The sequence below is a fragment of the Pseudomonas sp. W3I7 genome (genome assembly GCF_030816095.1).
Classification (GTDB): domain Bacteria; phylum Pseudomonadota; class Gammaproteobacteria; order Pseudomonadales; family Pseudomonadaceae; genus Aquipseudomonas; species Aquipseudomonas salomonii.
The window spans coordinates 1,935,205-1,954,842 of the sequence record NZ_JAUSXP010000001.1; the positions used below are offsets into that span (position 1 = coordinate 1,935,205).

Annotated in this window: 17 protein-coding genes and 1 pseudogene; 9 read left to right on the top strand and 9 right to left on the bottom strand. The window is 62.1% G+C overall.

All coding sequences use genetic code 11. The annotated features are described in order from the left end of the window. Positions 1-80: 80 nt before the first annotated feature. The 4 genes and pseudogenes from QF043_RS09165 to QF043_RS09180 all read right to left on the bottom strand — a co-directional run bounded on the left by QF043_RS09165 (position 81) and on the right by QF043_RS09180 (position 5,810). Positions 81-1,274: an EAL domain-containing protein gene (locus tag QF043_RS09165; protein WP_305454248.1), complete on the bottom strand. Its 1,194-nt coding sequence runs from the start codon at positions 1,272-1,274 to the stop codon at positions 81-83. Then, positions 1,261-4,060: pseudogene (locus QF043_RS09170) on the bottom strand (ATP-binding protein). Before QF043_RS09170 ends, QF043_RS09165 begins: the two are co-directional and overlap by 14 nt. A gap of 59 nt (positions 4,061-4,119) precedes the next feature. Further along, on the bottom strand, positions 4,120-5,103 hold the full coding sequence (locus QF043_RS09175; RefSeq protein WP_307418243.1) for a fimbrial protein: 984 nt from the start codon (positions 5,101-5,103) through the stop codon (positions 4,120-4,122). Positions 5,104-5,126: 23 nt separating this feature from the next. Next, entirely contained in the window at positions 5,127-5,810 is a 684-nt protein-coding gene (locus QF043_RS09180) for a molecular chaperone (protein WP_307418244.1), read from the bottom strand. A 194-nt stretch (positions 5,811-6,004) separates the two neighbouring features. On the opposite strand from QF043_RS09180, the gene QF043_RS09185 reads away from it, so the two are divergent. Continuing rightward, positions 6,005-6,526, top strand: coding sequence for a chemotaxis protein CheY (locus QF043_RS09185; RefSeq protein ID WP_307418245.1), 522 nt, complete (start codon positions 6,005-6,007; stop codon positions 6,524-6,526). Between the two features lie 7 nt (positions 6,527-6,533). Here QF043_RS09185 and QF043_RS09190 read toward each other — a convergent pair whose 3' ends face one another. Next, positions 6,534-7,739: a DUF1835 domain-containing protein gene (locus QF043_RS09190; RefSeq protein ID WP_307418246.1), complete on the bottom strand. Its 1,206-nt coding sequence runs from the start codon at positions 7,737-7,739 to the stop codon at positions 6,534-6,536. Positions 7,740-7,913: 174 nt separating this feature from the next. Between QF043_RS09190 and QF043_RS09195 the strand changes: the two genes are divergently transcribed. Beyond that, positions 7,914-8,597 (top strand): ATP-binding cassette domain-containing protein, encoded by a 684-nt coding sequence (locus tag QF043_RS09195; RefSeq protein ID WP_307421344.1) that lies wholly within the window; start codon positions 7,914-7,916, stop codon positions 8,595-8,597. After that, positions 8,594-9,388 (top strand): iron export ABC transporter permease subunit FetB, encoded by a 795-nt coding sequence (gene fetB, locus QF043_RS09200; protein ID WP_307418247.1) that lies wholly within the window; start codon positions 8,594-8,596, stop codon positions 9,386-9,388. The genes QF043_RS09195 and fetB overlap by 4 nt, the downstream gene beginning before the upstream one ends. A 261-nt stretch (positions 9,389-9,649) precedes the next feature. Here the strand turns inward: fetB and QF043_RS09205 are convergent, their stop codons facing one another. Together QF043_RS09205 and QF043_RS09210 are read right to left on the bottom strand one after the other, a co-directional pair. Then, on the bottom strand, positions 9,650-10,696 hold the full coding sequence (locus tag QF043_RS09205) for an L-idonate 5-dehydrogenase (RefSeq protein ID WP_307418249.1): 1,047 nt from the start codon (positions 10,694-10,696) through the stop codon (positions 9,650-9,652). 13 nt (positions 10,697-10,709) lie between these two features. Then, positions 10,710-11,483 (bottom strand): glucose 1-dehydrogenase, encoded by a 774-nt coding sequence (locus tag QF043_RS09210; RefSeq protein WP_307418250.1) that lies wholly within the window; start codon positions 11,481-11,483, stop codon positions 10,710-10,712. A 293-nt stretch (positions 11,484-11,776) separates the two neighbouring features. Between QF043_RS09210 and QF043_RS09215 the strand changes: the two genes are divergently transcribed. From QF043_RS09215 to QF043_RS09240, 6 genes are all read left to right on the top strand, one after another. Next, a complete protein-coding gene (locus QF043_RS09215) occupies positions 11,777-12,649 on the top strand; it encodes a LysR family transcriptional regulator (protein ID WP_307418251.1) in 873 nt (290 codons plus the stop codon). A gap of 104 nt (positions 12,650-12,753) precedes the next feature. After that, positions 12,754-13,386 (top strand): glutathione S-transferase family protein, encoded by a 633-nt coding sequence (locus tag QF043_RS09220; protein WP_307418252.1) that lies wholly within the window; start codon positions 12,754-12,756, stop codon positions 13,384-13,386. 178 nt (positions 13,387-13,564) lie between these two features. Beyond that, on the top strand, positions 13,565-14,485 hold the full coding sequence (locus QF043_RS09225) for a LysR family transcriptional regulator (RefSeq protein ID WP_307418253.1): 921 nt from the start codon (positions 13,565-13,567) through the stop codon (positions 14,483-14,485). Continuing rightward, complete coding sequence (locus tag QF043_RS09230) at positions 14,485-15,372, top strand: LysR family transcriptional regulator (RefSeq protein ID WP_307418254.1); 888 nt, start codon at positions 14,485-14,487, stop codon at positions 15,370-15,372. Before QF043_RS09225 ends, QF043_RS09230 begins: the two co-directional genes overlap by 1 nt. A 76-nt stretch (positions 15,373-15,448) precedes the next feature. Continuing rightward, positions 15,449-16,342 carry a pyridoxamine 5'-phosphate oxidase family protein gene (locus QF043_RS09235; protein WP_307418255.1) on the top strand — a complete coding sequence of 298 codons (894 nt, stop codon included), beginning with the start codon at positions 15,449-15,451 and terminating at the stop codon, positions 16,340-16,342. 117 nt (positions 16,343-16,459) lie between these two features. After that, positions 16,460-16,855 (top strand): RidA family protein, encoded by a 396-nt coding sequence (locus tag QF043_RS09240; RefSeq protein WP_236373994.1) that lies wholly within the window; start codon positions 16,460-16,462, stop codon positions 16,853-16,855. 26 nt (positions 16,856-16,881) lie between these two features. On the opposite strand, the gene adeC is transcribed toward QF043_RS09240, so the two are convergent. Together adeC and QF043_RS09250 are read right to left on the bottom strand one after the other, a co-directional pair. Continuing rightward, on the bottom strand, positions 16,882-18,351 hold the full coding sequence (adeC, locus tag QF043_RS09245) for an AdeC/AdeK/OprM family multidrug efflux complex outer membrane factor (protein WP_307418256.1): 1,470 nt from the start codon (positions 18,349-18,351) through the stop codon (positions 16,882-16,884). Then, positions 18,351-19,145, bottom strand: a complete 795-nt coding sequence (locus QF043_RS09250) for a helix-turn-helix transcriptional regulator (protein ID WP_307418257.1) — start codon at positions 19,143-19,145, stop codon at positions 18,351-18,353. The genes adeC and QF043_RS09250 overlap by 1 nt, the downstream gene beginning before the upstream one ends. Between the last annotated feature and the right edge of the window lie 493 nt (positions 19,146-19,638).

The following is a 19,638-nucleotide window of genomic DNA, read 5'->3' on the forward strand; positions in this document are numbered from 1 at the left end:
GGGTTTCCGCAGGCGCAGGACAAATCGGCACTGGATGCAGCTTGCGCTTCATAAAAGAGCAAATAATCCGGGGCCTCCAGCTAGTGAGATGTCGCGGGGCCATCATTGTTCAGTAGCTGCTGAAATTGGTCCGAAGAGACCGCGTGGGAAATCAGGAAGCCTTGCACCTGATTGCAGTCGATTTTGCGCAGTAACGCCAATTGTTGAGGCGTTTCCACGCCTTCGGCGACCACCGTGAGGCCGAGCTTGCGGCCCAGTGCGATGATGCTCGCCAACGCCTGGGCGATGCCTTCGTTGTCGTGGCTGCCCTGCACCAGCGCCTGGTCGATCTTCAGTTCGGTAAACGGTGTGGAGACCAGGTTGAGGTACGAGCTGTAGCCCTTGCCAAAATCATCTTGGGACAAGCCGAAGCCTTTGATGCGCAAGCGGCAGGCGCCGGCGTAGAAGTTGCTGATGTCTTGGGGCACCGAGCATTCCATCAGCTCGAAGCAGATCATCCCCGGGATGCCGTCGTGGTGCAGCACGAACTCCAGCAAGCGGTCCGCCAGGTCATGGCTGTTGAGCAGGTGGGTGGGCAAGTTGATCGCCACCGGGATTTCATAGCCGCGCTGGCGCCACTGCTCCTGGGCGTGAATCGCCTGTTTGAGCACCAGCCACAACAGCCGTTCTTCCAGCTCGAAGGCCTTGATCGCCGGCAGGAACGCGGCCGGCAGCATCACGCCTTGCTCGGGGTGCAACCAGCGCACCAGGGCTTCGGCGGCGACGATACGCCCGTTGGCGAGGGATTTTTTCGGTTGGAACCAGGCTTGCAACTGGCCACTGCTCATGGCCTGCACCAGCGTCTGGCGGTCGATGTCCATGTGTTCGGGCAGTTCGGGGGAGGGCTTGCGCACGGTGTTCCTGAGCTGATCGACCAGGTTGCGTAACGCGTCGGCGTTGACCGGTTTGGAGATCAGCCCGATCACTTGCACATCGAGGTTTTTCGCCACCAGGCTGGCGGCCATCAGCATGCGCCGCGAGGCGGCGCTCATGATCGCCAGGGCCGGCTTGCAGCGCAGGTTGGCCAGGCACTGGATAAATTGCACGCCGTCCATGCCGGGCATCAGCAGGTCGGTCAGGACCAGGTCGAAATCGCGCTGGCGCAAACGCTCCAGCGCTTGCTTGCCGTCCTCGGCAGTTTCCAGCCTGAAATCCCCCAACTCACTGAGCAAGTGCTGCAGGTAGATGTGCTGCAGGGGATGGTCCTCAACAATCAAAATACTAAGGGGCTTCATGGGTGATCCGTGCATAAGGCGCCAGGGAGTTGAATAGAGCCCGCAACGCAAAGGGTTTGACCAGGCAATGGTTCATGCCGGCGGCCAGGCACAGGTCGGCCTCGCCGCGCATGGCGTTGGCGGTGGCCCCGATAATCGGCAACGGGCAGCCTTGGCGGCGCAGTTCGCGCGCCAGTTCATAGCCGTTGATGTGGGGCATGTTCACGTCCGTTAACACCACGTCGAAGTTACCGGCGGTGTACAGCTGCAACGCTTCCTGACCATCGGCCGCCAGCTCCACGGTGCAGCCGAGTTCTTCGAGTTGGTCACGCAAAATCAGCTGGTTGATGATGTTGTCTTCGGCCACCAGCAGGTGCAGGTTGAGTTTGTTCAGGTCACGCTGGCGCGTTTGCTCATCGGCGCGGGCCACCCACAGCCCTTGCGCCTGGCTCACGGCCTGATGAATCGCACCCAGGTGGTTGAGATTGACGTGCCAGGCACCGCCTTCGGCTTCCACGGTGGTGCAGGCATTGCTGCTCACGTGAATCACCGGCCCCGGCCATTCGGGCGCCAGCAGCGGGTCGACACTGCCGGGGTGCACTTGCAGCAGCAGATGGGTGTCCGGCAATGTCGGCAGGCCGGCCTGGGCCCTGGCGCCCCAGCGGCGCAGCCAGCCGCTGACCGAGTTGGCCAGTTCCGGGATCGGCGACGTCACGTAGATGGTCTCGGGCAACAGCGTGGTCATCGGCGTGGTCGGCGCTTCTTCCAGCGGCAGGATCAGGCTGAAACTGCTGCCCAGGCCCAGTTCGCTGACCATGCGGATGTTGCCGTTCATCAATTCGGTCAGGCGCTGACAGATCGGCAGGCCCAGGCCGGTGCCGGCGACCACATTAGTGTTGCCTTCACTCTGGTAGAACGGCTCGAAAATCATCGCCTGGTCTTCTTGGGCGATGCCTTTGCCAGTGTCCGAGACCTGCCACAACAGGCTGGAGCGTTCACCGTCACGGCCCAGCACCTTGACCCGCAATACCACGCGCCCGTAGTCGGTGAACTTCACCGCATTATTGAGCAGGTTATTCAGAATCTGGCGAATGCGCGTCACGTCGCCGATCAGCCGTTCGGGCAGCTTCGGGTCGAAGCAGGCATACAGCTGCAAGCCTTTGCCTTGGGCGGCTGCGGCATAGCCCTGAATGATTTCATGAACCAGATCCAGCGGTGAAAACTCGCTCATTTCCAACGCCAGCTGCCCGGCTTCGATCTTCGACACATCGAGCACGTCGCAGATCAGCTGCAACAAGGTCGACGACGAGCCTTCGATGGCGTGCAGGTAGTCCCTTTGCTGCGCATCCAGCTGTGTGCGCGCCAGCAGTTCGAGGGTGCCGAGCACGCCATACAGCGGCGTGCGGATTTCATGGCTCATGGTCGCCAGGAACAGGGTTTTGGCGGCGTTGGCGGCGTCCGCCGACTGGCGTGCTTCTTCCAGCGCCGCTTCGACCTGTTTGCGCGCACTGATATCGCTGAACGCGCAAAACAGCACGTCTTCGCCCTTATAGCGGGTGGGCGCACTGCTCAGGTACAGGTGGCGACCATCAATGGTTTCAAAGTAATCACTACGTTCGCACGGGCCTTGGGCGAATGCTTGCTCGATCCAGCCCGCCCGCAGCGCCTCGCGCTCGGGGCCGTTGCCGAGCCATTGCTGGGCCAGGGTGTTTTCCAGCACCACCTGGCCGTCGGTGCGGCGCAGCACGCAAAGGGCCACGGGCGCGATCTGGATCACGTCGCGGCCAAAGGCTTCGCTTTCGATCAACGCCTGGATGCGATGAATCGACGGAATAATGAAACGCTGGTCGACGCGGCGCATCACCAGCCAGATCAGCGTGAGGCTGAACAGGCAGAACAACAATGAGCCGAGCAGCTGTTTCCACAGGCCGGTGACCACCGCGCGCAAGTCGATGGAATACATCAGTTGCCATTCCGAGGACTTCAAGTGTTTGCGGATCACCAGGTGGTCGGGCAGCAAGCCGTTGCCGACAAAGCCGAAAAAGCTTTCTTCGCCGGGCCGCAAATGTTGCTGTTTGAGCTGGGTGTCGGTGCTGTTGGTGAACACCAGCATGCCTTGGGAGTTGAGCATCATGAACTCACCGGCACTCTGGTCGCTGAGGGTGGTGGACACTTCACGGCTCTCCATCTCCAGGCCCAGCCAGCCGGAGTCGGGATCGTGTGGGTCGAGGCGGCTGAAGAGGTACAGGTGCGAATGGCCTTCGGTGTTGTCGCTCAGCCACAACTCGTTGAGCGTGGCTGTGTCGTTGTGCTGCAAGGCTTTGAGGCGGTTGAGCATGCATTTGGATATCGGCAGTACCTGTGGGGTGGCGTCATACAGCCGCGCCACCTGTGGGCTGGGGCCGGCGTTCACATACAGCAGGTTGAGCTGCTTGGCCTTGAGGTAGTCGCGCATGCGTGCGGTCAGCCAGATGCTCCACTGGTTGCCGGGTGTGCTGCCCAGCTCCAGGTGTTGTTCTTCCGCGGAGGAGGGGGTAGAGCCGGGACTGCTTGCGCACCGCCGACAGGCTCAGGCTTTGCAGCAGGGCCTCGCGGTTGGTGAAAAAGGTGTGGGCTTCGGCGATGGCGCTGCTCATGTAGCCGCGGCGCTGGGAGATGTCGTTATTGAAGGTCGACAGCAGAAAGGTATAGACCCCGCTCAAGATGCCCACCAGTAGCACGCTCGCAAAAATACGAAGCAGCCTTCTGGCTGCTTCGGGTCGGGAGAGGACGGGGTTGATCTGGAGCAGGTAACTTTTCAATCGCATCGGCGCAGAGTAGTGGCATATCGATGCCAACGGCATAAGACGATCCTTAAAGTCGTCGGCTACTTGTAAAACATGTCCACCACCACTGCGGCGTCGAAGGCCCCCGGAATCGGCAGGGTGCGCCAGCTCAGGTCGGCGCGAAAATCATTGCGTGCCTGGCCGGAGCCCATCAGTGTCTGCAACGTAAACCAGTCATTGAAGGGCAGGCGCTGATCGCTGTCGGCGCGAGACAATGAGATGCCCACCGAGCTGTTGTTGGCCGGCACCAGCAAGCCGTTGATGACACTGCCGCCCCCCGGGGTAGTGGCGAAGCGTGCATTGACGGTGTAGGGCGTATCACAGGCTTTGCGCAGGCTGAGGTTGAAGTTCGCGGTGCTGGCCACGGCGCCGACCTGCGCTTTGCGTGATGGCGTGGGGAAGTTGACCACACTGGGGGTAATGGTCAGTTCGGGGGCGCAGGGCACGAAGCGGATGTCGTTCATGCCGGTGACGATGTAGTTGAGGTTGCTGTTGGGGTTGGTGTTGAGCCCGCGTACGCCGTCGAGCTGGAATACGCGATATTGAGCCAGGGTGCTGGCTTGACCGCTGGGCGGTGTCTTGCCGTATTTTTCGATGAATACACTGAAGTTCAGGGTAAAGCGTGCCTTGTCCCAGCCTGTGCAATTGGACCAGGTGCAACCGCGGTCCGAGTAAAAACCGGTGCCGACCTTGCCGGTGCTTTGGGTGATGGGCGCGTTGTTGTAGCGGATGCCTACGCGGATGCCTTGGCCGATGCTGACGTTGGCCGGGTTGACGTAGAAATACACTTCTTCGCGGCCGTGATTGCGGTCGTCCTTGCACAACACATTCGTGGAGCGTGGGCCCGACTCCCAGATGATCGTGCCGTCCGGTGCATCAGCCGCAACCGCCAGTGAGGTGCCAAGCGGGTTGATATCGACATAGGCGCCGCTGCCATCTTCCACGCACGACAGTGCATAGCTTGTGGCGGGGAGGGCGGCGCAGCCGCACAGCAGCAAGGGCAGTAAACGTTTGGTGAGAGACATAAATGCAAGTTTCCCGCGATTGATCACTTGAGCACCGCGCTATGGCGGGCCTGTAAACCGATATCGTTGATGTCGGTGAAGTGAAGGGTGGACCCGGTAGGCAAGGCGGTCGCTGTACTCAGGCGCTTGCTCTCATGGGGTTTGAGCAGCAAGTAGTCGCTGAGCGGCTGGGTGTCTGTTTGCACATTGATCAACGACAGGTGGAATGCGCTTGGGTTGTGGGCGATGACGCTGTGATCATCGCGGCTCCACACCAGCTGCTGCAGCGCCTCGGCCGAGCCACCCTTGAGCGCGGGTGGCCGATAGAACAGCTTGAGCCGTTGGCGTATCGCAAACTGCACGCTGTTGGGGTCGGCGGATTTGAGCGGAATCTCCATGATATTGAGCCAGAACAGCGATTCGCGATCGGCGGGCAAGCCTTCACCGGCATACAGGATGCGCAGCCTGTGATGCTCGCCGGCGCCCAGTTGCACCAACGGCTCGGTGGCAACAAACGGCACAGGGTTGCCAGGCGATTCGTCTTCAGCGGTGATCCAGGTTTGCACCACCACTTGCTGTGAGGCTGGGTTGACCACGCTGATGCCGGCGGCCTTGTCCTGGCCGTAATAAATCAGGCGTGTGCCTTCGATCTTCAGCGCCGCGCTGGCCGGCGGTGGCGCGAGCACCAGCAGCCCGCCGGCCAGCAGCATCATTCTGAGTAAAAACATGAACACAAAAATTCCATGGCAACGTGTGGGAACGCAGGCATGGTAGGGGCGGGTGAGTGCGAGGGCTTTGAGGCGATTCTTAAAAGTGCACAGTGGCCGTTTCAGAATCGCCTTAAAGTCATGTTCGAGCCCCGACAGTTACCGTGTTCGACGTTGAATGATCGACGCTGATGCCCAACTGTCAGGTTTACCCTATGTCCAATAAAGCCTTACGCCTTTTGATTGCCGATGCAGACCTGCTGCAGCGGATCAAGCTGGAGAAAATGCTCAACCAGCTGGGCTACCACCGCATCGCCCCCTTGAGTTCGTTCGACGAATTGCAGGCGTTGACGCGCTCCGGTTGCGTGGCGTTCGACCTGTTGATCATCAATACGGCGCTGGTGCGTTCGCGGCAGGTCAACCTGTTGAAGTACTGCCATGACAACCCATTGATTCGCCATACGCTGATCTACGACGGGCAATGCGCGCAGAGCTCGGTGGTGTCGGTGTCGGTGAGCCAGACCTTGCACCTGTCGCTGTCGCAATCACCGGACTTCAACTCCCTGCGCCGCTGCATGGAGATTGTCGACCCCCAGCATAGCCTGCCGACGGTTGAGCGACCGATGTTGCGCGCCGTCGACAGTCGGGTCGCTGCACCCACGACGGCTGCGCGCAGCGTTTATCAGGGCGACCCGGCCGTGATGGCGTGCGCCGTCGGGTTATCGCCCAAGCGCTGAGCCGGCCTCAGGTGCGCCACACCGGCAGGTTGTCGTGGGCCAGTGCCCAATGCGGTTGGCCAGGCTTGAGGCATACGCCGCCGACCCAGCGCTCATGCCCGGCGTGGTCCAACCAATAAGCCTCGCCGCCCAGCACTCGATGCCCCAATGGTGTCAGCGCCAACTCGCGGCGCGGCCAGTCGCGCTCGGTTGCGGTTTCGACCAGCAATGGGCCGGGGCCGTCGATCAATGGCCGCAACAGTGCATGGAACATCATGTCGCCCAGGAACGGCAGCGGCTCACGCTTGGCCATCAATTCGGCGAACACCCGGCCGAACGGTACCGGCCCGGCCTCGGCGATGTAGCGCAGCGACAAGCGTTCAGTCAGTGACAAGCCATCTTCAATGCCTGGCAATTCCTGTAGCTGACGCAATAGCGCCGGGGCGAGAAGGGGCAGGGCCGGGTGGTTGCCGTGAGCCAATTGCGCCAGTTTGACCGGCGAGCTGTCGCAGTAAGCCGACCAGGCCTGTCGGGCCAGTTGCACCGCGGCGTCGTCGATCAAGCGACGCTGCGGCCACAACCACGCCAAGACATCGGGCGCCAGTTGGCCGATGCCGATAAAGCGTTCGACTCCCGGAATACGGTCAACCTCAATCAGGTCGAGCTTTTTCGGCGCGCGCTCAAGACCGGCCAGCGCGCGGACCAGAAACAGCTGATCATAGGCATCCGCTTCGCACCACAACACGCTGTGATCGGCGCTCGCCAGGGCGTGCAGGTGGTCGTACTCGGTGTTGACGCGGTGCGCGACTTCAGCAGCGTCCAGCGCAAAGGCCTGGCTGATAAAGGCACTGCGCATCGCGCGGAAATCTTCACTGGGCACATCGCGCACCGGGCCCATGCACAACGGATCGGTGAGCATGCGGAACTGCCCCTTGAACCCGGCCAGTTGCAGGCTGTGGGCAATGTCACTGCCGCAGCGCCAGTGGGTGGTGCGGGCTTCATCGCTGGCCGCAAAGTCAGGGTGGCGGGCGGCGAAGTCGATGGCGTCGACATGCGCCTTGAGCTTGGGCCAACTGCTGAAGCCCAGCTGTTTGGCGACCTGCCATTGAGCCTGGGACAAGGTGGCGAGCGGGTCGAGGGTTTTCAGCTGCGACAACAGTTCCTTGGCGCGCTTGCGCTGCTGCTCAAGGTTGAGGCGGCCGTCGGTAGTCGAGGATGAGAGGCGTGGCGACATACGATCTCCTTGCACAAACCTTTTCCGCTTTCAGGTTGGGAGTCGTAGAAATGTGATATTCAGTCAGGATCCTGGGCGCAGCCCTTTCCGCGGAAGGTGGCGTGGAGTGCGCCAGGCACGAAATATAGGCAGTGGAGTTGTGGATTGCAAGCCGTAAAGCCGAGTACCGAGTTGATGACAGACACCGTATTGATTGAAACCCGCGCCCTCACGCGCAGGGACGAGCGGCGCCAAGTGGCGTTGCTGCAACCCACGGATTTCAGCCTGAAGCGCGCCGACCGCGTGTCCATCACCGGCGCCTCCGGCTCCGGTAAAAGCGTGTTCCTGCGCGCGCTGGCGTTGCTGGATGCGCCCACGTCGGGGCAGATTCTGTGGAACAATCAGCCGATTGCGAATGCGCAGATTCCCCACTATCGCAGCCACATCAGCTATCTGTCGCAACGCCCGGCACTGCTGGAGGGCACGGTGGAAGACAACCTGCGCTTCCCATTCAGTCTCAAGACCCTGCGCACGCGCCGCTTCGACCTGCAAGCGGTGACCAAGCTGCTGGAGCATGCCGGTAAAAGCCCGGACTTCCTGGGCAAAAACGCTGGCGACCTGTCCGGCGGCGAGTCCCAGGTGGTGTCATTGATCCGCACCTTGCAACTGAACACCGAAGTGCTGTTGCTGGATGAACCGACGGCCGCCCTCGACCCCACGTCCTCGCGCGATGTCGAGGCACTGATCGGCGCCTGGTATGCCGCCGACAACGCCCGCGCCTATATCTGGGTGTCCCACGACCTCGACCAGGCCCGGCGCATGAGCGATATCCACTTGCACATGAGCGCCGGCGTTTTGAGCGGAGCGGCCCAGCCATGAATTATCAAAACCTCACCGCGCTCGACATGGGCATCGCCGCCTCGCTGATCCTCATCAACGGTGCGCTCTCGCTGTTGCTGCGTCTGGGCCTGGGCCGACAATTGCTGTGGGCGGCCGTGCGTACCGTGGTGCAGTTGCTGGCCATCGGTTATCTGTTGGGCTGGGTGTTCGAGTTCGCCTACTGGTATGTGGTGCTGCCGCTGATGTGTGCGATGACCCTGATCGCCGGGCTCTCCGCAGCGGGGCGCGGGCGCCGCACTTACCGTGGGCAACGGGTCGACAGCATTCTGTCGGTGTGGGGCAGTTCGTGGCTGGTCACGGCGGTGGGGTTGTTTGCGGTGATCCGTATCCATCCGTGGTACGAGCCGCAGTATGCGATTCCGATCCTCGGCATGATCCTCGGCAATACCCTCACCGGTGTGTCCTTGGGCATTGAGCGCATGACCCAGGAACTGACCTCGGGGCGCACTGCCATCGAGATGATCCTGGCGCTCGGCGGTTCACGCTGGGAAGCCGCCCAGGAGGCGATCCGCCAGGCCGTGCGCGCCGGGATGATCCCGACGCTGAACCAGATGACCGTGGTCGGCATTGTCAGCCTGCCCGGCATGATGACCGGCCAGGTGCTGGCCGGCGAGAGCCCGGTGGACGCGGTGCGTTACCAGATCGTGATCATGTTTCTGATCGCCGCCTCCTCGGCCTTGGGCACGGTAGGTGCGGTGCTGCTTACCTACCGTCGGTTGTTTTCCAACAGCCATCGGTTCTTGCGCGATCGGCTAGAGGAACGCGCTTGAACCTCAGGTGTTGTTGCAACCCTTGGCAATAAGGATGTAAGGGCCGGAGCAACAGCAACAGCAACAGCAACAGCAGAGCCATACTCGGTCAACTGTGGGAGCTGGCTTGCCTGCGATGGCATCAACTCGGTGTGCCTGACACACCGAGGTGCCTGCATCGCAGGCAAGCCAGCTCCCACAGTTGACCGAGTAAGACCAGGGCGATGGGGATTGCTCCAGGACCCCGTCCTGCCCGAAGGCCGCGACAACGGTGAATCAAGCTCAGTCAGTCACACCAAAATCCAGCACCACCTTCATCGCCTGGGTCTTGTCCGCCGCCAGTTCAAACGCCTGCACCGCCTGTTCAAACGGCACGGTGTGGGAGATCACCGGCTTCACATCGATGATCCCGCGATTGAGCAAATCCACCGCCTGGGCAAACTCGCTGTGGAAACGGAAAGTACCGCGCAAATCAATCTCGCGGCTTACCAGCAGGTTCAACGGCAGCGACACATCGCCACCCAGCCCGACGGTGACCAGCACACCCCGTGGCGCGATGCATTCCAGGCCATTGCGCAAGGCCTGGGCACTGCCGGAGACTTCGAACATCACCTCGAAATAGCCTTTTTCGGCGGTGTAGCGCTTGAGCGCATCCGCGCCGTCGGCAATGTTGTGGGTGCGCGTGGCGCCCATTTTTTCGGCGCAGGCGAGGGCGCTGGCAGACAGGTCCACGGCGACGATTTCACCGGCACCGGCGGCGCGCAGGCTGCCGATCAACAGGTTGCCGATGGGGCCGCAACCGGTCACCAACACGCGTTTGCCGAACACCGCGCCGGCGCGTTGAATCGCGTGCAAACCCACCGACAGCGGCTCGGCCAGCGCACCTTCGGCCAGGCTCACGTGGTCGGCCAGCCGATGTGCCTGATGTGTCTCGATCACCAGGCTCTGGCGAAACGCGCCCTGAATATGCGGAAACGGCATCGCACTGCCGTAGAAACGCATGTTCAGGCAATGATTCGGCAGGCCCTGATGGCAGTAGCGGCAACCGCCGCACGGGCGCGACGGCGATACGCTGATGCGCTGGCCCACCTTGAACAACCCGGCGTCCGCACCCACGGCATCGATCACCGCTGACACTTCATGGCCGAGCACCATCGGCTCGCGCAGGCGCACGGTGCCGAAGCCGCCGTGCTGGTAGTAATGCAGGTCCGAGCCGCAGATGCCGCCACGGGCGATGCGCACACGCAGTTGATCGGGGGCGAGGGTTTGCGGTTCGTCCTGGGGGTCGACCCGCAGGTCTTTGGAGGCGTGACAAACGATAGCGTGCATACAGTTCTCCGGTTTACAGCGACGCGGTGATACCACCGTCGACGTACAGAATATGGCCGTTGACGAAGCTGGCAGCGTCACTGGCAAGGAACACGGCGGCACCGGCCAGTTCGGCCACGTCGCCCCAACGGCGACTCGGCGTGCGTTGCACCAGCCAGTCGCTGAACTCGGGGTTGGCCACCAGGTTGGCGTTCAGCTCCGTCTTGAAATAGCCGGGGCCGATGCCATTGACCGTCAACCCATGGGGGCCCCAATCGATGGCCATGCCCTTGGTGAGCATCTTCAACGCGCCTTTGCTGGCCGCATACGGCGCGATGCCGGGGCGGCCCAGTTCACTTTGTACCGAACAGATATTGATAATGCGCCCGCGCTTGCGCGGGATCATCGCTCGCGCCACGGCCTGGCCAACCAGAAAGGCACTGTCCAGGTTCGTGCTGATCAACTCGCGCCAGTGTAGTTCGCTGTAGTCCTCCAGCGGCCCACGCCGTTGCATGCCGGCGTTGTTCACCAGGATCTCCAGCGGGCCGAGGTGCGCTTCGATATCCGCCACGGCGGCCTGGATCGCCGCGCTGTCGGTTACATCAAACGCCTGGGTGTGCACCGTCAACCCTTCGGCTGCCAGCAGCGCCGCCGCATCGCGCAAGGTGCTGTGGTTGCGCCCGTTGAGCACCACCTGGGCCCCGGCCTGGGCCAGGCCGCGGGCAATCGCCAGGCCGATACCGGCACTGGAGCCGGTGACCAGCGCCAGCCGGCCATCAAGGCGGAAGTTGTCTAGAACGCTTTGCATGAGCTACCTCTCCTAACGCTTCACACTACCAACGACAGCAGCATGATGAACTCCAGGGCGACAAAGGGATGGACCTAAGAGTGGGTGATCAACAATATCTATCCGATAATCGTGAACCGCGCGACCAGCAGCAGATACGTGGGGGCCTTGTTCGGATTGTTATAGGCCACGGCCCGTCATATCGTGTATGAATTGGGCTTACTTCACCGCAGGCGTGGGGCAGCGTCCAATTTTCATTTGTGATCGGGTGATCACTGTTTGTGATAACCGTTGTTGATGACTGAGATGATTTAATGGAGTTAAAGCACTTGCGCGCCTTCGTGGTGCTCGCCCAAGAGTTGCATTTCGGCCGGGCGGCTGCGCAGTTGTCGATCGTACAGCCGGCGTTGAGCATGCAAATCAAGGTGCTGGAAAGCGGCCTGGGCGTGCGCCTGCTGGACCGTAACCGCCACTCGGTCACACTGACCGACGCGGGCCGTGCGTTCCTGCCTGAAGCCCAGGCCACCTTGCACCAGGCCGCTCGGGCGGCAGAGGCGGCGCGGGCGTCCAACCGTGGTGAAATCGGCCGGGTGCGCCTGGGGTTTGTGTCATCGGTGCTCCCGCAATTGCTGCCGCAACTGATCCGTGCCGTGCACCAGCGTTACCCGCGTATCGAACTGGAACTCAAGGACATGCCCGGCCCCGATCAAGCTGCGGCGTTAAAAAATGGCCAACTGGATTTCGGCCTGATGCGCCTGCCGGCCGCCCACCCCGGCGTGCAGACCCGGGCGGTATTGCGTGAAAGTTTTTGCGTGGCGCTGCCGATGGATCACCCTTTGGCGGCCCTGGAATCCATCCAGCCTGCCGACCTGCTCGCGTTGCCGGTGTATATCCTCGCCAGGCGTTACGCGCCGGGGTTCTACGATGAGTTTATCCAGGCAGTCGGCATGCCCCTGGACATCGCCAGCGAACTGGGCGAGTTCACCACCATGCTTGCGCTGGTCTCCGCCGGGTTGGGCATTGGCGTATTGCCGCAGCAGGCGGCGCGGGCGTTACCGGTCAATTGCGTGTCGCGGCCTTTGCAATTGGGCGGGTTTGAGGCGAGCACCGGGTTGGCCTGGACCGACTTGGACAGTGCAGTGAAGACCACCTTGTTCAACCTGATCGTGGAATTGTTTGGCGAGTGATTGTTTCATTGAGTGAAATGCTCGATTGTAAAGTCTGGTGATTCCATCGTTCCGGGCAGCGTTGGAGTATGCGTGGCGTCAACCCCCCCACTTTGGAGCCTCTCATGTCCCAGCCTGCGATCAAGCTTTATGGTTTCCCCTTGTCCGGCCATTCCCACCGGGTCGAGCTGATGTTGTCGCTGCTGGGGTTGCCCAGTGAATTTATCCTGGTCGACCTCAAGCAGGGCGCGCAGAAAGCGCCGGACTTTATTGCCAACCTCAACTGCTTCGGCCAGGTGCCGGTGATAGACGATAACGGCACGGTGTTGGCCGACTCCAACGCGATTCTGCTGTACCTCGCCAACCAATATGGCCGCGGCCAATGGCTGCCGAGCGACCCCGTCGGCCAGGCTCGCGTGCAGCGCTGGCTGTCGGCGGCTGCCGGCCCATTGCACGCCGGGCCCGCTGCTGCGCGGCTGGCGCTGGTGTTTGGTGCCGAAGTCGATACCGTCACGGCCATCAGCCGTTCCCATGCGCTGCTCAAGCGGGTGGAGGAACAACTGAGCCAAAGCCGCTTTTTGGTCGGCGAGCGGCCGAGCATTGCCGATGTGGCGTTCTACACCTACGTGGCCCATGCCCCGGAAGGCAATGTGTCGCTGGCCGACTACCCTCATGTACGTGCCTGGCTTGCCAGCATCGAGGCACTGCCGGGGTTTGTCGGCATGCCGCGCAGTGCCGTAGGCCTGCAAACAAAGTAACGTCAACCCCCTGTGGCGAGGGCGCTTGCTCCCGCTGGGCTGCGCAGCAGCCCCATCAAGGGCAGCGCATTGATTCAGGCAATACGCGGTCGGTTTTTTGAGGGCCGCTGCGCGCCCCAGCGGGAGCAAGCGCCCTCGCCACAGGTGAGTGGTTTTCAGCGAATGAGAAGGCATGCCGATGGATCGATTTCATGAGATGCAAGTGTTTCTGGCGGTGGCCGAGGAGGAGGGGTTCGCCGCAGCTGCGCGGCGCCTGAACACCTCGCCGCCCAGCGTGACCCGAGCGATTGCCGCCATGGAGAAACGTATCGGCACGCAGTTACTGGCACGCACCACCCGCAGCCTGCACCTGACCGAGGCCGGCCAGCGTTACCTGGAAGATTGCCGCCGTATCCTCGCCGAGCTCGATGAGGCCGAGGAAGCGGCGGCGGGCAGCTACGCCATCCCCGGTGGCCACCTCACAGTGACCGCGCCGGTGCTGTTCGGCGAGTTGTATGTGGCGCCGGTGCTGGGGGATTACCTGGACCGCTTTCCCTTGGTGAACATCAACGCCTTGCTGGTCGACCGCGTGGTCAACATGACCGACGAAGGCGTCGATGTGGCCGTGCGTATCGGCCATCTGCAGGCGCCGGGGCAGCAGGCGATAAAGGTCGGGGAAGTGCGCCGAGTGGTGTGTGCATCGCCCGGTTACCTCGACCAGCACGGTCGGCCGCAGCGGCCCGAGCAATTGCGTGAGGCCAGGATCGTCACGTCTTCATCCAGCCAACTGGTGAGTGAATGGGCCTTCATCGACGCCGGGCGGCCATTGACGGTGGCTATCGAGCCGCGTCTGGTGGTTACGGCGAATAATGCGGCGATCAACCTGGCGCGCCTCGGCTGGGGCATGACGCGGGTGTTGTCTTATCAGGTGGCGGCCGCAGTGGCGGCGGCGGAGTTGGAGGTTGTGCTGGAGGCTTTTGAACCGCCTCCGCTGCCGATCCAGGTGGTGTTCCAGAAAAGCGCCCGTGTGCCGGCCAAGGTCCACACCTTTGTGGACTTCCTCACCCATCGCCTCGGGCAGGACGCTGCCCTGAACCCGGCGATGAAGCGGCGCGGCTGATGCAACGCTATCGCGACATGCAGCTGTTTGCCGCGCTGGCCGATCAGCCCAGCCTGGCTTCGGCGGCGCGCCAGGCCCAAGTCTCCGGGCCGACCCTGATCCGCGCGGTCGCGCGCCTGGAAGCCCGCCTGCGGGTGCCGTTACTGCAACGCAGCACACGCGGCGTGAGCCTGACCGCAGCGGGCAGTGCCTATCTGGCTGACTGTGTGCGGTTGCTGGCAGCCGTCGATACCGCCGAGGCTTCGGCCAAAGGCTTGCACGTGCAGGCCCAGGGCAACTTGCAGGTGTTCTTGCCGTTTCTGTTCAGCCGTTATGTGATGGCGCCGATATTGGCCAGCTACATGGACAGTTACCCCGACGTGCGCCTGGTGGCGCGCTACCACGACCACTACCCGAACCTGCACGAAGAAGGTCTGGATGTGGCGATTCTGGTCGGCGAATTGCCCAACTCATCGCTGATCGCCCGGCCGGTGGGGCAGGTGCGGCATATCCTGTGTGCCAGCCCCGATTACCTCGCCGCCCATGGCGAACCCCGGCATCCGGGTGAGCTTAAACAGCACCGGCTGATTGCCGGTGCCGACCCGGTGGCCTGGGATTTTCAAGGCTTGCAGCTCAAGGCCCGTGCGCGCTTGAGCTGCACCACCGCGCAAGGTGAAATCAACGCGGCGGTGCAGGGAGCGGGGGTGATTCGTTGCCTGAGTTACCCGGTTCACCAGCACCTGCTGGGCGGCGAGTTGCGCCGTGTGTTGCGTGACTTTGAACCGCCGCCGTTGCCGGTGCATGTGGTGTACCGCGAGGGCCGCAACGCGCCGATGCGTGTGCGCAGTTTTGTCGACCACTGTGTGGCGGCGCTGCGTGAGCATCCGGCATTTCAGTCGGTGAAATAGTGGATTGCCCAGTGTGGGCATTCTCACCTTGGCAGGCAGGGCGCAGCATGGGCACATCCAACCTGAGGTGCTCACCATGAACCCAGTCGAACAATCTCCCTGGCACGCCGGCGAACGGCACCTGCAAGCAAGCGCCGGCGCGGCTGAGCGTATGGCCGTGGTCGGGCTGAAGGTGATCCGCGATCACTTGCCGGAGCAGCATCGGGACTTTTACCCGCTATTGCCCTACCTGATACTCGGCGGGGTGGATGCCCAGGGCATTCCCTGGGCGACCATGCTTGAAGGCGCGCCGGGCTTTGCACATTCACCCGACCCACACACCTTGCAGGTCGACAGCTTGCCGTCCAAAAGCGACCCGGCGCTTGCCGCCTTGCACACCGGCGCCAGCGTAGGCTTGCTCGGCATTGACCTGAATACCCGGCGCCGTAACCGCATGAACGGCCGCATCGGTGGTTTGGACCACGAAGGTTTTTCGGTCGACGTGGTGCACACCTATGGCAACTGCCCCAAATACATCCAGCTGCGCCCTGTCGACGGCATTGCTCGCAAGCCCGGCACCACGGTCGAGCGCCTCAACGGCCTTGACGCTGCGGCCCGAACACTGATCCGCAGGGCCGACACCTTCTTCGTCGCCAGTTACGCCGACGTGGACGGCGCACGCTCGGTGGACGTTTCACACAGAGGCGGCAATACCGGGTTTGTGCGGGTTGAAGGCAACGTGCTGACCATCCCGGATTTTGCCGGCAACCTGTTCTTCAATACCTTGGGCAATTTGCAGCTCAACCCGGTGGCGGGTTTGCTGTTTATCGATTTCGAGTCGGGCGATGTGTTGCAGGTTGCCGGGCGTACTTCGCTGATGCTTGAGGGGCCCGAGGTCGCCCGTTTCGAGGGGGCGCAGCGCTTGTGGACGGTGACGGTGGAGCAGGTCATACGCCGTCCGGCAGCATTGGCGTTGCGCTGGCAGAACTGATCGTTCCCACGCACGTGGGAATGAGCAGTCCGCCAAAATGTTGCTGGATGTTGAACTACCAGATTGAGCAGCATCCTTGGGTTAGCTTTGTTTGCCTACCGACAACAAGGACATGTCATGCAACGCAAAGTCATCAATCCCACCTCCGTGTTCAACTCCCTGCAATACGGCTTCAGCCAGGCCCTCGAAGTGCCGCCAGGCCGGCGCATCATGCTCTCCGGGCAAGTGGGGGTGGACGCCGAGGAGCGTACCGTCGGCCCAGGCATCGCCGAGCAGACCACCACCGCCTTGGACAATATCGAAAAGGTGCTGGCTGAGGTCGGCGGCAATCTGGCCGATGTGATCATGCTGCGTCTGTACATCGTCGAGTCCGCCCGTGAGCAGCAGGAGCCCATAGCCCAGGCGCTGCGTGAGCGCTTCCCGCACAACCCGCCGCCGTCTTCGTGGATTATCGTCAGCGGGCTGTCGTTGCCTGAGTGGTTGATCGAGATTGAGGCGGAAGCGGTGATTTGACCAAACCCGAACAACGGCAGCGTATTTCAGCCAGGCTTTCCTTCGTTATGCGCAGGTGCCACCGGGGGAATAGCGGCTGCGGCGGTCGGGCTTGGGTTGACGCTCCAGGCGCCGCCCAGTGCCGTGTACAGGTTGACCTCCGCGACCAGTTGCGCCAACCGATCGACGATCAGCGCCTGCTGCGAACTGAATAACGAACGCTGTGCATCCAGGAACGTCAGGTTGCTGTCCACGCCGCTGCGGTAACGGTGCTGGGCCAAGTCGTAATAGGCCTGGTTGGCGGCGACGAAATCCCGTTGCGCGTCCAGCTGGTCGTTAAAGGTTTGCCGGGCGGCGAGGCCGTCGGCGACTTCCTGAAACGCCGTCTGGATCGATTTTTCGTACTGCGCCACCGTAATGTCTTTCTGCAGTTTGGCGTAGTCGAGGCTGGCGCGCAGGCTGCCGGCGTTGAAAATCGGCAGGTTGATTTGCGGCTGGAAGGTCCAGGTGCCCGCGCCGCCTTTGAACAAGCCCGACAACTCCTTGCTGGTGCTGCCGGCGTTGGCGGTGAGCGTCACCGACGGGAAAAACGCCGCCCGCGCCGCGCCGATATTGGCGTTGGCGGCTTGCAGCTGGTATTCGGCCTGGAGGATATCCGGGCGCCGTTGCAGCAGGTCGGAGGGCAAGCCCGCAGGCACGCGGGCCACCAGGTCATCGGCCAGAGGGCGCGACGGCAGATTCTCATCCACCGGGCCGCCCACCAGCAGGGCGAGGTTGTTTACGTCCTGGGCGACCTGGCGCTCATAGCGCGCCACGCTGGCGCGAGTGCTTTCTACCGCCGTGCGGGCTTGCACCACGTCCAGTGCCGAGGCCTTGCCTGCGGTTTTGCTGCGGCGGGTGAGCTGCCAGCTGTGGTCGTTGGCGGCCAGGGTCTGCTGCGCCAGGGTCAGCAGCTCCTGATCGGCGCGCCAGGTCAGGTAGGCATTGGCGACGTTGGCCACCAGGCTCAGTTGCGCGCTGCGCCGTGCCTCTTCGGTGCCCAGATACGTGAGCATCGCCTGCTCGCTGAGGCTGCGCACGCGCCCGAACAGGTCCAGCTCATAGGCGCTCAGGCCCAAGGTGGCCGAATAGTTGGAGGTGATTGCCGACTTGCCGGTGCCGGTCAGAGCGCCCGGTACTTTCTGGCGCTTGCCGGCGCCGCTGGCCGATATCGCCGGGAACAGGTCCGCCCGCTGGATGCGGTACTGCGCCTGAAACGCCTGCACATTCAGCGCCGCGACCCGCAAGTCGCGGTTATTGGCCAGCGCTGCGCCAATCAGCTGTTGCAGCGCCGGGTCGTGAAACAGCTGCTGCCAGTCCGGTTTAACCGCCACAGCGCCGGCCTGCGCCAGGCTGTAGGCCCCGCCCTGTGGGTACTGCACCGGCACGGGCGCGGCGGGCCGCTGGTACTCGGGGATCAGCGAGCAACCGCCGAGCATCCAGGCCATGCCAACGGTGGTGAGAGTGACTTTTTTCATCAGGCGCCAACCATCCACTTGGCCAGGCCATGGCGCCCACTCACGCCGAGCTTGGCGGCGGCGCGCTTGAGGTAGGTTTCGATCGAGCTGTTTTTTACACTGAGTTTTTCCGCCATTTGCGGCACGGTGCCGCCGGTCAACAGGCCCAGGCACACCTCCTGCTCACGCGCCGAAAGGGTGATATCGCTGAGGGACAGACGTTTGTAGAACTCGCGCTGCAAGTGTGACTGTTCCAGCTGGCTGTGGGCCGGCTCGGCCTGGCTGTGGGGCGCCTGGCGCAAAATCTGCGCATGCCGTTCCATCAACGGCAACAGGGTGTCCGACAAGCACTTGAGAAACGACAGTTCTGCCAGGGAAAAGCCTTGTTGGGTCGGCGGGCGGTAGAACGAAATCACGCAGCGTCGATTGCCCTGGCGCGACACCAGGTTGCACTGGTGCGAGGTACCGCGCGGGTGAGCGCTGTTGGCCTTGGCCCTCATCTGGATCAGCAACGGGTCTTGCATGCGCAGCATTTCCCGCAGCAGCGGGTGGTCATTCAGCGCATGCACGGGCTGGGGCGCCGGCAGGTGTTTTTTCAACCCGGCGCTGCCCAGCAGCTGGATATCGACCGCGCTGTCACGCAGTTCGTCGAGGGTCCATTCACTCAGGTCGACCAAATGGATCGGTACCCATTTATCCACCAGATGCAGCATGTTGGCGGCGAAAGTTTCCTGGCCGCTGTTTGAAATCAATTCGCCCATTTCGGCGTAGAACTGCGGGCTGTGGGTGCCGTCAATACTCGAAGTCAGACTCATAGCCATCTCATCCTTGATGTCGAAAACCGTCAACGGGCGACCTGGGTCTGTGTGGGGCGGCCCGTAATCCTTGAACGTGACGTTTCTTTAACGTCATTCGGCGTTCGAGATTTCATTTAGCCATAGCGATTTATCCTACGTATGTAGCGGAAACGAGGGACACAAGCTGCCATAAAAACCGCGTCACTAATTCGACGTTTCACACAGGGTTTTCCGCCTACGAAAAGCCGATGCTAAACATTAGATTTATTTAACTAGCTGATATTTAAAGTAAAAATAAATTATCCGCACCTTTCCGAAAAAACTGACTACGACCAGATGTAGCCAATTTCCTACAGCGCTTTAATCGTTTCAGCCGTCAACCATCAGCCAAGCCCGTTTCCACTCATTTGAATGTCCGGGTTTCGGGTGACAGACACCCTCGGACCTGCATGCTCAAATCCGGCAATTTTGGCGAAATGGGCCCGTTCGCGGCCGTGCCTGACTCCTATTG

Coding starts and splice junctions, on each gene's coding strand:
- QF043_RS09165 (WP_305454248.1), bottom strand. CDS start 1,274: ATGAAGCCCCTTAGTATTTTGATTGTTGAGGACCATCCCCTGCAGCAC.
- QF043_RS09175 (WP_307418243.1), bottom strand. CDS start 5,103: ATGTCTCTCACCAAACGTTTACTGCCCTTGCTGCTGTGCGGCTGCGCC.
- QF043_RS09180 (WP_307418244.1), bottom strand. CDS start 5,810: ATGTTTTTACTCAGAATGATGCTGCTGGCCGGCGGGCTGCTGGTGCTC.
- QF043_RS09185 (WP_307418245.1), top strand. CDS start 6,005: ATGTCCAATAAAGCCTTACGCCTTTTGATTGCCGATGCAGACCTGCTG.
- QF043_RS09190 (WP_307418246.1), bottom strand. CDS start 7,739: ATGTCGCCACGCCTCTCATCCTCGACTACCGACGGCCGCCTCAACCTT.
- QF043_RS09195 (WP_307421344.1), top strand. CDS start 7,914: ATGACAGACACCGTATTGATTGAAACCCGCGCCCTCACGCGCAGGGAC.
- fetB (WP_307418247.1), top strand. CDS start 8,594: ATGAATTATCAAAACCTCACCGCGCTCGACATGGGCATCGCCGCCTCG.
- QF043_RS09205 (WP_307418249.1), bottom strand. CDS start 10,696: ATGCACGCTATCGTTTGTCACGCCTCCAAAGACCTGCGGGTCGACCCC.
- QF043_RS09210 (WP_307418250.1), bottom strand. CDS start 11,483: ATGCAAAGCGTTCTAGACAACTTCCGCCTTGATGGCCGGCTGGCGCTG.
- QF043_RS09215 (WP_307418251.1), top strand. CDS start 11,777: ATGGAGTTAAAGCACTTGCGCGCCTTCGTGGTGCTCGCCCAAGAGTTG.
- QF043_RS09220 (WP_307418252.1), top strand. CDS start 12,754: ATGTCCCAGCCTGCGATCAAGCTTTATGGTTTCCCCTTGTCCGGCCAT.
- QF043_RS09225 (WP_307418253.1), top strand. CDS start 13,565: ATGGATCGATTTCATGAGATGCAAGTGTTTCTGGCGGTGGCCGAGGAG.
- QF043_RS09230 (WP_307418254.1), top strand. CDS start 14,485: ATGCAACGCTATCGCGACATGCAGCTGTTTGCCGCGCTGGCCGATCAG.
- QF043_RS09235 (WP_307418255.1), top strand. CDS start 15,449: ATGAACCCAGTCGAACAATCTCCCTGGCACGCCGGCGAACGGCACCTG.
- QF043_RS09240 (WP_236373994.1), top strand. CDS start 16,460: ATGCAACGCAAAGTCATCAATCCCACCTCCGTGTTCAACTCCCTGCAA.
- adeC (WP_307418256.1), bottom strand. CDS start 18,351: ATGAAAAAAGTCACTCTCACCACCGTTGGCATGGCCTGGATGCTCGGC.
- QF043_RS09250 (WP_307418257.1), bottom strand. CDS start 19,145: ATGAGTCTGACTTCGAGTATTGACGGCACCCACAGCCCGCAGTTCTAC.